The sequence below is a fragment of the Nocardia carnea genome, from assembly GCF_029868855.1.
In the GTDB taxonomy this organism is placed as follows: domain Bacteria; phylum Actinomycetota; class Actinomycetes; order Mycobacteriales; family Mycobacteriaceae; genus Nocardia; species Nocardia carnea_A.
Window position 1 is genome coordinate 1 of sequence record NZ_JARWOV010000169.1, and the last position, 9,298, is coordinate 9,298.

11 protein-coding genes and 1 pseudogene are annotated in these 9,298 nt (G+C 66.0%); 4 read left to right on the top strand and 8 right to left on the bottom strand.

What is annotated here, in order from left to right; all coding sequences use genetic code 11:
* The first annotated feature begins 71 nt into the window (after positions 1-71).
* Together QH195_RS15090 and QH195_RS15095 are read left to right on the top strand one after the other, a co-directional pair.
* Positions 72-1,184, top strand: a complete 1,113-nt coding sequence (locus QH195_RS15090; protein WP_280435826.1) for a Gfo/Idh/MocA family protein — start codon at positions 72-74, stop codon at positions 1,182-1,184.
* 249 nt (positions 1,185-1,433) lie between these two features.
* Complete coding sequence (locus QH195_RS15095; protein ID WP_280435827.1) at positions 1,434-1,694, top strand: hypothetical protein; 261 nt, start codon at positions 1,434-1,436, stop codon at positions 1,692-1,694.
* Between the two features lie 218 nt (positions 1,695-1,912).
* Here QH195_RS15095 and QH195_RS15100 read toward each other — a convergent pair whose 3' ends face one another.
* Both QH195_RS15100 and QH195_RS15105 read right to left on the bottom strand, forming a co-directional pair.
* Positions 1,913-2,224, bottom strand: coding sequence for a DUF4429 domain-containing protein (locus QH195_RS15100; RefSeq protein WP_280435828.1), 312 nt, complete (start codon positions 2,222-2,224; stop codon positions 1,913-1,915).
* Between the two features lie 136 nt (positions 2,225-2,360).
* The gene (locus QH195_RS15105; protein WP_432278394.1) at positions 2,361-2,909 is read right to left on the bottom strand and encodes an HNH endonuclease family protein; all 549 of its coding nucleotides are present in this window, start codon (positions 2,907-2,909) and stop codon (positions 2,361-2,363) included.
* A 193-nt stretch (positions 2,910-3,102) separates the two neighbouring features.
* On the opposite strand from QH195_RS15105, the gene QH195_RS15110 reads away from it, so the two are divergent.
* Positions 3,103-4,287, top strand: coding sequence for a tyrosine-type recombinase/integrase (locus QH195_RS15110; protein WP_280435830.1), 1,185 nt, complete (start codon positions 3,103-3,105; stop codon positions 4,285-4,287).
* 107 nt (positions 4,288-4,394) lie between these two features.
* On the opposite strand, the gene QH195_RS15115 is transcribed toward QH195_RS15110, so the two are convergent.
* From QH195_RS15115 to QH195_RS15125, 3 genes are all read right to left on the bottom strand, one after another.
* A complete protein-coding gene (locus tag QH195_RS15115) occupies positions 4,395-4,691 on the bottom strand; it encodes a DUF1330 domain-containing protein (protein WP_280435831.1) in 297 nt (98 codons plus the stop codon).
* A gap of 33 nt (positions 4,692-4,724) precedes the next feature.
* A complete protein-coding gene (locus tag QH195_RS15120; protein ID WP_280435832.1) occupies positions 4,725-6,125 on the bottom strand; it encodes an MFS transporter in 1,401 nt (466 codons plus the stop codon).
* Positions 6,126-6,223: 98 nt separating this feature from the next.
* Positions 6,224-6,796: a carboxymuconolactone decarboxylase family protein gene (locus tag QH195_RS15125; RefSeq protein WP_195057895.1), complete on the bottom strand. Its 573-nt coding sequence runs from the start codon at positions 6,794-6,796 to the stop codon at positions 6,224-6,226.
* Between the two features lie 83 nt (positions 6,797-6,879).
* On the opposite strand from QH195_RS15125, the gene QH195_RS15130 reads away from it, so the two are divergent.
* Positions 6,880-7,233 (top strand): winged helix-turn-helix transcriptional regulator, encoded by a 354-nt coding sequence (locus QH195_RS15130; RefSeq protein ID WP_280435833.1) that lies wholly within the window; start codon positions 6,880-6,882, stop codon positions 7,231-7,233.
* Between the two features lie 158 nt (positions 7,234-7,391).
* Here the strand turns inward: QH195_RS15130 and QH195_RS15135 are convergent, their stop codons facing one another.
* The 3 genes and pseudogenes from QH195_RS15135 to QH195_RS15145 all read right to left on the bottom strand — a co-directional run.
* Positions 7,392-7,775, bottom strand: coding sequence for a hypothetical protein (locus QH195_RS15135; RefSeq protein WP_280435834.1), 384 nt, complete (start codon positions 7,773-7,775; stop codon positions 7,392-7,394).
* A gap of 816 nt (positions 7,776-8,591) precedes the next feature.
* Entirely contained in the window at positions 8,592-9,026 is a 435-nt protein-coding gene (locus QH195_RS15140) for a hypothetical protein (protein WP_280435835.1), read from the bottom strand.
* Positions 9,026-9,298, bottom strand: a pseudogene (locus tag QH195_RS15145) (hypothetical protein); the annotation flags it as partial. The gene QH195_RS15140 and the pseudogene QH195_RS15145, both read right to left, overlap by 1 nt.

A 9,298-nucleotide genomic window follows, 5' to 3' on the forward strand; every position in this document is an offset into this window, starting at 1 on the left:
GCCTACTCTCTGCGCCTTATTTCACCCGTCCTCACCCCCTCCCGGTCCCCCCCGCTTATGGAGGTGTGGGAATGGTCAGGCCGATCGGCGTCGGCGTCCTCGGAGCGAACCCGGACCGGGGATGGGCAGCGCGTGCGCACATTCCTGCGATCGCCGCACTGCCCGAGTTCGCACTTACTGCGGTGGCTACCACCCGCGAAGACAGCGCGGAAGCCGCGCGTGCACGATTCGGCGCACGACATGCGTTCACCGACGCCCGCAGCCTTGCCACGCATCCCGACGTCGACCTCGTGGTCGTCACCGTGAAGGTGCCCACGCACGTTGAGTTGGTCACCACCGCGCTCGACGCCGGCAAACACGTGTACTGCGAATGGCCGCTGGCCACGACGGCAGCCGAAGCCGCCGCGCTGGCCGCCGACGCAGAGAGGGCGGGTGTTGATGGCACAGTCGGCTTGCAGGCACGGTTCTCGCCGACCGTCCGTCGAGCGCGAGCGATGATCGCGGACGGTCGCCTCGGTACTGTGCAGTCCGCGACCGTCTACAGCTCCCGCAGCAAGGGAAATACGCGCGACGTTCCCGCCTGGACGGCCTACACCTACGACCACCGCAACGGCGCCGGACTGGTCGAGGTTCTCGGTGGACACACCCTCGACCTCGTGCAGCACCTGCTCGGACCAATCCGCGACCTTGCCATCCGACCGGCCATCCGAACCGGCGAGCACCGGGTAGCCGAAACGGGCGAGCCGATCACCGTCACTGCGCCCGACCATTTCCTCGCCCACGCCGAACTCGACAGCGGCGCCATCGTTTCTATCCACCTGCACGACGGCGACATAGCCGCGCCCAGGACGCGCATCGAGATCGCCGGCACTGAATCAAACCTCGCACTGGCCTCCGCGCCCGAAACCAACCCGGGGGCCGCGCAACTACAGATCGGCCAACTCGATCTCTATGAATCCCGGCCTGAGCGGCCAGAGTGGACACCCGTCCCAGTAGGTGCGGACGGTGCCAGCGCACTGCCGAGAGAAGCGGCCAACGTCGCACGCGTATACCAGCATCTCGCGACTGATCTCCGCGAAGGTACACACACCACGCCCGACTTCCACGTCGCCCACGAACTGCACAAGCTCATCGAGCAGGCGCCCCAGCCCGGCTGGCGTGTCAAGTCCCGTGAAATCAAATAGGGCGGCATTTACTCCGGCCACCAACCCGACGCCTGCTTTGGCGCAAGCCCGACCTGCCACCGGAGGACCGACCATGATGCTCCTATGGTTGTCAAGTCCCCCTTGCGGCTGCCGGCGGTGGTGGCAGTACGGCCCGACGAGTCGGTGTCCTCAATTGCTCGGCTGCTCGCGGTCTCGCGGACCACGCTGTATAAGTACGTTCCGGAGATAACCGGAAAGAGTTGAGCGCTGCTCCGGAAGACTTCTCTCATGGAGAGCAATGAGCAGATCCCGTGGCCGGATATCGCCGAACCTCGCCGTCAGGCCGCCCGCGAAGTCCTTCGGCGACTTGTTGAAGCCCAGATAGGCGACGTCTCGCGCTCATTGGCGTGCGTGCGCGAGCTGCCTGCCGAGGTTCTCGCCGAACTGATCGCAAAAAGTGACCTGCGGACGAGGTTCGCGAGGTTCGCCGCCGAGCTTGACGTACCCGAAGAGTCCTACAGGTATGTCAAGCTCGACGGCTCTGTTTAGCGACGCGGGGGCCAGGGTCCTCCTCGGCCTCCTAGGTAGCGAACCGGCAATGTCGGTCACTCAACTCATCGATGCGGTGCCCACCATCGAGGACTGCAGCCGCGGGCCTAAAGAGCCGATGAAAGCGAGCACACAGGGGGTCTCGCCCGGGTTTCGTAACGCACGCGCGTTGTGCATCGCATCAAGCACCTGCAGCGGTGCTGAGGCGCCCGACTCGGTTACCGGCCGGGGTTCTCCGTACGGATATGGGCGAGCGCTTCCAGTAGTGCGGTGTAGAGCGGCTCGAAGCGGGTGACTTGCTGCTTGGTCACCAGGACCGCGTTGGGGTTCGCCGCGGCGCTTGTGGTCTTGCCGTGGGGGTGCGGCTCGCCGCTGACCACGAATTCCAGGTAGCCGTTGATCAGCATCGATGGGCGCTTCCACACGACCTGCTCGACGCGGTCCAGCGGTATCCGCTTCGACTCGTAGCCGTTGACCTTCGCCGAGATCTTGGGGCGAGCCGGCCGGTGCGTTCGATATCGATCCACCATCCGTCGAACGTGACAGCGCCGTCGTGGCCTATGGCGGTGATCGGCTGGTCGAGGGCGCTTTTCTCGGCCTTGCGGAAGTTGACCATGCCTGGTTATCGTCCCTGACCGCGCGGACGGTACAGGGTCGGAGGGGTCGTCACTCGCGAAGGTGATTACAAGAGGTCAGCAGCCCTGCAGAATAGTGGCCAGCCTGTCCTTCTCGGCCTGCTGAACCGTCAATGTCCAGCTCGATTTTCACGCCGACCCATATCTGCGCGTAGGTGCAGTGGGCCGCCGGGTTCGGCGGCATCCAGTCCGCCGGATCCTGATCACCTTTGGAACGATTCGACGATGCGGTGACCGCGATCAACTGCGGATTGGTCAGGTCGTTGGCGAACTCCTCGCGCCGCTCGGCGCTCCATTCACTGGCCCCGGAGCGCCACGCTTCCGCCAGCGCGACAACGTGTTGTCTGTACCCGGCTGAGTGTGTCGTTGACGTCTGTGACAGGCCCTTTCTGGTCGTGTTGGTGGTCGTCGGCGGCGGGTTATCGGTAGTTGGTCTTCTCCGCCGCTGACGTACGTGACGTGACGGAGAGGAATGTGAGTGGCTTACACGCAGCGGGTCCCCACGGGCGACGGGTCCACGTGGACAGTGCTGGACGCGAACTACCTGGTAGTGGCTTCGGTAGAGCAGTTCCTGGAGTATCTGAGATCGGCGAAGTACTCGCCGAACACGGTGAGGGCGTACGCGAAGGGCTTGCAACTGTGGTGGACGTTCCTGGAGCATCGGGCGCAGCCGTGGGATCGGGTGGGAGTCACCGAGGTGGGGGGCGTTCGTTGGTCAGTTGCGGCGCCGGGGGGTCGGATCGGATCCCGCGGTACTCGTTTACGCCAACCACTTGGCGGATTCGACGGTCGCGCAGCGTGCCCGGGCGGTGATGAGCTTTTACCGCTATCAGACACAGCGCGGTGCCATGCTGGGCGGAGATCTGGTGGAGCGGGTGGCTGCGGCGCCTGGTCGCTATCTGCCGTTCTTGGAGCATGTGGAACGGAGGAACGGCCGGCGCCGCAGTAAGATCCGTATCCGCGTCCGACGGCAGATGGTGCCGGTGTTGCTGCCCGCCCAGATGACGGCGTTGCGGGAGGCGGAGGCTCGATGGGACGGCCGGCTCGGCGGGTGGGTTGGCGAACTGCGGTATCGCCTGTTGTGGACGCTGTTGGAAGAGACGGGGATCCGCCTCGGCGAGGCGCTGGGGCTGCAGCATCGGGACTGGAAAACCAGCACGGGCGATACCGCGCTGGTCGAGGTGGTCGAGCGCGATGATCATCCGCATGGTCAGCGCGCCAAGAGCGGCTCTCGGCGTATCCACGTCGGCGCCGGGTTAGATCGTCTGTATGGCGACTGGGTCTGGGCATTGTGCGAGGCCGGTGCCGACGTCGAACTTGAGGATTGGGATCGCGCCTATATCTTCTGCAATCTGCATCGCGGCCGGCGGTTCGCTCCGCTGCGGCCGGAGAGCATCTATAAGCATCTGACCTCGATGAAGCGAAGGGTTCCCGGGCTTCCCGCGGCGATGACTCCGCACTGGTTCCGGCATTCGCATGCGACGGCGCTGCTGTTGGCCGGGGTGCCGGAGCATGTGGTGTCGCGTCGGCTGGGCCACGCCGATATTCAGACCACCCTCAATCTCTACGGCCACGTCACCGAGGACGCCGAACTGCGGACTTGCGCTGATTGGCAGGCCGTTATCGACGTCTGGAGGGACTATCTCGCTAAAGGTGTCTCATTCACCGCGGTCGCCCGCGAGGCCGGGGTCAGCACCGACTTCCTCTACCGCCACCAGCGATTGCGGTCCCGAATCGAGCGCCACCGTGCCAAATCCGGCCTCGGCCGAAATCAGCGCCAACCCGGTGAGGAACTCAGCGGGTCGTCGTCCTCAGCAGTGCGCGCGCTGGCCCGAAGACTCGAAGACGAACGGCGGGAGCATCGTATACACACCGCCGAGCTACGCAGAGCGCTCGAAGCTGCGCACGGAGAGAACCTGGAACTTCGGCGGCGCTTGGCACGCTACGAGCCCGGCTGAGTCATGTCCGTCGGCCACCGGTGGTGTCCTTCCGCCGGTGGCCGACCTCATGGCAGCGCATAAAACTCCCGACGGAGTCCTTCAGTGAAGATCCGACTGGACCTCGGTCAGTCGAGGCCTTCGACGATGCGGAAGTCACGCTCGAAGCCGTCGGGGAGTTCGGCCAGCGCCTTCTGGTAGGCCGCGCTCGCGCGTGCGGCGACCGCCTGTTCGAAGCTGTCGAACTCGATCAGGACGGCGCGCTCGGCGATTCCGGCTTCGTGTGCGTCGACCCGGCTGCCGATGCTGGCGAGCACCCGCCCGCCCGCAGCCGCGACGGCTAGACCTGCCAGTTCGTTGTAGACATCAAGCCTCTCGGGGTCCTCGATGGTGGGGTAGACGCTGACCCAGTAGCCCTTGGGCATGGAACCTCCAGTGTTGGAATGAGTGCATGTGACTTACGGGTTGGTCTTCGACGAGCGTCGGCGAGCGAGGGCGAGGCTGGTCATCGCCGTGATCGCCATCGCGGCGACGCCGACCAGCGCCGCGGTGGTGTAGGCGTCGTCGTGCGGAAAGAGGAGGCCCGGGCCGGTGCCCGCGGCCAGGACCAGACCGCCGATGGCGCTGCCCAGCGAGTACCCGACGCTGCGGACGACGTAGTTGAAGCTCATGGCGCTCGACGTCTCGCTCTTGGGGGTGACGGCCAGGATGACGCCGGGCATCGCGGCCGAGAACCCGCCGACGCCGAAACCGAGCACGCCCATCGCCACGAACAGTTCTGCCAGGTCTGACCGGGCCGCCGCGAACAAGGCGAACCCGCCGCCGACCACGACGGCGCTACCGGCCAGCAGCAGGGGGTCAGCGATCCGCGTCCGGACCCGCGGCGTGAGCTTGCCGGCGACGAACCCCAGCACCGAGAACGGGATGAGGACCAGCCCGGCGACGAAGGTCGTCAGCCCGAAGCCATAGCCGGCGTCGTGCGGGGTCTGCGCGTACCGGGTGATGAGCGTGAGCAGCAGATACATGCCGATCCCGCCGACGAACATGGCGAGGTTCGCCCCAGCGACCGCCGGATGCCGCACCGCCCGCACATCGACCAGCGGCGTCGTGCTGCGCAGCTCGACGACGGCCCAGACGCAGAGCAGCACCACCGCGACGACGGCGAGGCCGGCCGCTACGGCGAAGTGCCCGCTCCACAGGTTCCGTTCGCCGGCGAGGAACAGCGTCAGGAGCAGCGCAGCGGCCAGGAGGACCGCGCCTGTCACGTCCACGCGGGCGGAGCGGCCTTCGGGGGCTTCGGGTACGGCGCGCCACGCGGCCAGGAGGGCGGCGGCGGTGACGACCAGGGTGAGGCTGTAGGCGGCCCGTACCCCGCCGAGCTCGGCGAGCAGTGCGGCCAGCGGGTAGCCGACGCCGGCCCCGATGATCGAGACCACCGAGATCTGGGCGATCACGGCCGCGCTGCGCTCCTCGGGGATGTGGTCCCGGGCCACGCCCATCATCAGCGCCGTCAGCCCGAGCCCGACCCCCTGGGCCGCCCTGCCGGCCAGCAGCCACGCGAACGGCAGCGGCAGCACGGTGAGCGCGCTGCCTGCGACGACGACCGCCAGCGTGGCCAGGATCGTGGCCCGCCGGTGCGGGCCGGCTCCGAGCCGGCCCAGGACCGGCGTCGCGACGGCGCCGCTGAGCAGCGCGACGGTCAGCGTCCACTGCGCACTGGTGAGCGAGACGTGGAACGAGGTCGCCACGCTGGTGATCAGCGGCGCGCCGAGGCTGGCGACTGCCGCCACGACCAGAGCGATGAACATCAGAGCGGGGACCAGTAGCCGCCCCTCGGAGTGCTCCGGGGTAGCGCTCATCGGTTGGTCTCGGTCGTGATGTGGGCGGGACGGATGCGAGTCCCGACCGCTTCCGCTCTTCCGCCCACAGCTCCAGATCGGCAACCGATCAGGGTGGGTCACCGGACCAGGGGGAGGAAGTCGGCGAAGCGAGGCGCGCCGGGCTCGTGCGGCACGCGCGTAGCGCGCGCGGCGAAGCTGACGGCGTGGTACCACCCGCACAGCAGAAGCAAATCGAGCAGCTGGAGCTCGTCGAAGACCGACACGAGCCGTGCCCACAGCGCGTCATCGATGTCGGAATGCTCATGCAGCGCGTCGACGGCGAGGATAAGCAGCTGTTCCCGCTCGGACGTCCAGCAGTTGTCAGCGGGGCCGCCGTGCACCAGGGATGCCGCCTCCTCGCGGGTGAACCCGACCCGTTCGGCGAACATCATCATGTGCACGCCCCACTCGTACTCGCAGCCGCATAGCACGCATGTCCGGTCGATGGCGATCTCGCGCTCCCTCATGGTCAGAGTCAGCTGTCGGCCCAGCTCGTAGCGCCCCCATCCGTGCATGGCGCCGGCCATCGGGAGGTTCCGGGCGAACATCCGGAACAGCCCGATCGGCGGCACGTCCCCGGGCATCATGCGCGCGAGTAGCGCACCGGCTTGGTCGGCGTACGGCGGTTCCAGCAGGGCTATTCGCGACATCGGAGCTCCCATTTGAGATTGTTTCGGAATTAGAAACGCGGGTTGGATGCTAATGTTTCTAAAACCGAAACGCAAGGAGTGTCATGCCGACACCACGCCCAGGAACACCGGTTCGTGGATCGACTACCGGCCGTCCGATCATGGCCGCGCTGGATCTCTTCGGCCGTCGGTGGGCGCTGCGAATTCTCTGGGAACTGCGTGCGGGTCCGCTCGGCGCGCGTGCCCTGCTGACACGGTGTGCAGGTTTGTCATCCAGTGTGCTCTACCAGCGGCTTCGCGAACTCACGTCCAGCGGGATCATCACCCCCTCAGTCGATGGCTACGAGCTCACTCAGCTGGGGGCAGCACTCATTCAGGCCATCCGCCCGCTCGACGAATGGGCGATCGCCTGGGCGCAGACGCAAGAGCAGAACGATCAGAATCCTGTGGAGGCATAGGGTCGAGGGCTCTTTGCGGTGATACCCAAGCCTGTCCTCGCCGGCGTTCTCCAAGAAGAAACACCCAGCGTGGTCGCGATCAATTCGCCCGCAGCACCGGCTGGTTTCATGCTTCTGTCGCCGCTATGCTGCCGACAGCACGACCAGAGAAGGTTCGATCACACTCCCGACGCGGGGGCGGATAAAACATGATCGATATCGATATCGGAGGCAGCGGTCACGGTCTGGTCGTCGTAGGAGGAGTACCAGGTGCCGGCCGTGGGGCGGCATTCCGCGTCGACCGCGACCCCGGTGCCGTCGCGCTGCAGCACGGTCTCGCGGGTCGTGCATTCCCCGGAGACGGTGTTCCAGTGCGGGAACTCCTCCCGGGAATACCCACTGGCAGAGCCTTCCTCGGCGACCGTGAGCCCGTCCAGCAGGGCGCGGGCCGCGCCGGCGTCCGGGATCCCCGGCGGCTCGGCATGACCGGCGCCGGGCTGAATCACCACGGCGACAGCGGCGGCGCAGACCACCGCGCGCGCTACAGACAGAAGCCCTCGCATACACGTCTCCATACCTCGAACGAGCACGGCAGTCGGATATCGCAGCACTGTAGCCGCCGGCAGCGACACCGAGATGGACATCGGGTAACTGCGAATTGTTGTCCCACCAGCTCGAATGGAGGCGGGCTCTCGGTGGGATGGTGAAACGGGCACAAGTCCTGGCGAAGAGGGTCGCTACACTTGCGCTGCTTGAGTTTTCGCCTCCATTACGCGTCCTCGGATCCGGGAGGTGGGTCTTCGACGCGAAGACGGGAAACGCTCGACGGACTTCGTCGTGCGCTCCCCGTCGGCGTGCCGGCGGGTCCACCCTCAGAAGAGAAAAGGACACCGCCTTGGGGACGAACCCAAGCCCTCCGTCACCCCCACCCCGGGAGGGCGGAAACCAAGGAGAGACGTTTCGGCGGCTCTTCACCGTAGTAAACACGGCGTTGAACATCCACCGCCTGGTGGTCTATCTCGCCGAAAACGGAGAAGCTAGGCCATTGATCACAGTGATCGCCGACCTAGCCCTCCACCTGTTGTGACCCGCTGCCTGGCATAGCTGAGGGACCACAGGATGCACGGTGCCCGGCCCACTCTCGGGTCGGGCACCGGTGTCACAGTCTCGATCTCGAAGCTCTGAACTGCTTGTTCAATGTCAAGCAAGACCGAGAATCCGCGTTCTATGTCAACAAACGAAGAACGCTAACATGATAACTTGTTAACATTTTTCATGTTCCTGGACCTGAATCGTCCTCGTGACAGCCCCAGCGCGCTGACCGTGCTACCGGGCCGGAAGCGTCCCTGACCCTGTCGAGAGCGGATATCTGCCCGCGATCAGCGCTTGGCCTGCATGCGTTCTGCTTCTCTCTTCCGGTTGCGGTAGGCCAGCTGTCGGCATTTGTTACTGCGGTTTATGTCGCGGCAATGGTTTCGGGGCCTGCCGACCCGGGGTTCCTGGGCCAGGTCGAGTTCGCGGCCACACCCACGACAGCGGCCAGCCTCTTCCCGCACCGAGTCTCCATCGCCGAGGTACGCCGCCAGACCATCGCGGTAATCCACGTTCTCCCGGACGCGCGATAACCGGGTCTCCAAAAGTCTCAGGATGCGCTCCCGGGGCGCATCAGCCTCCAGTTCAGATAGGAAGGCCCGGACGAGATAGACGTCTGAACTGTGCATGGAGGCTGCCAACGCGGCGGCAAGATCGTCTGGAAGAGACTGCTTCGCTACAGAATCACCGATGTAATCACGCCGAGTCGCCCGCCCGCTCATCAGTTCCGCTCCTTATTCTGCGCCTGCGCGACACCCAGTTTTCGCTGTCGGGTCGTGGGCCCGGGGGGCCGGCGGGCCGACCCCGCACCGGAACCCGCCAACACCCGAAGCACGAAGAAGCGGCGGGCCATACCCCCGGACGCACACCCCGACCCCGCCATCGCGCCCAGCAAATCCGCACGGCCGCCACCACGCGCCAACACGATCCGTTCCAGCACCGTGGGCAGCAGTTCCGATTGGGCGCCGCGATCGGATTGGCTGCCGACCTCCTC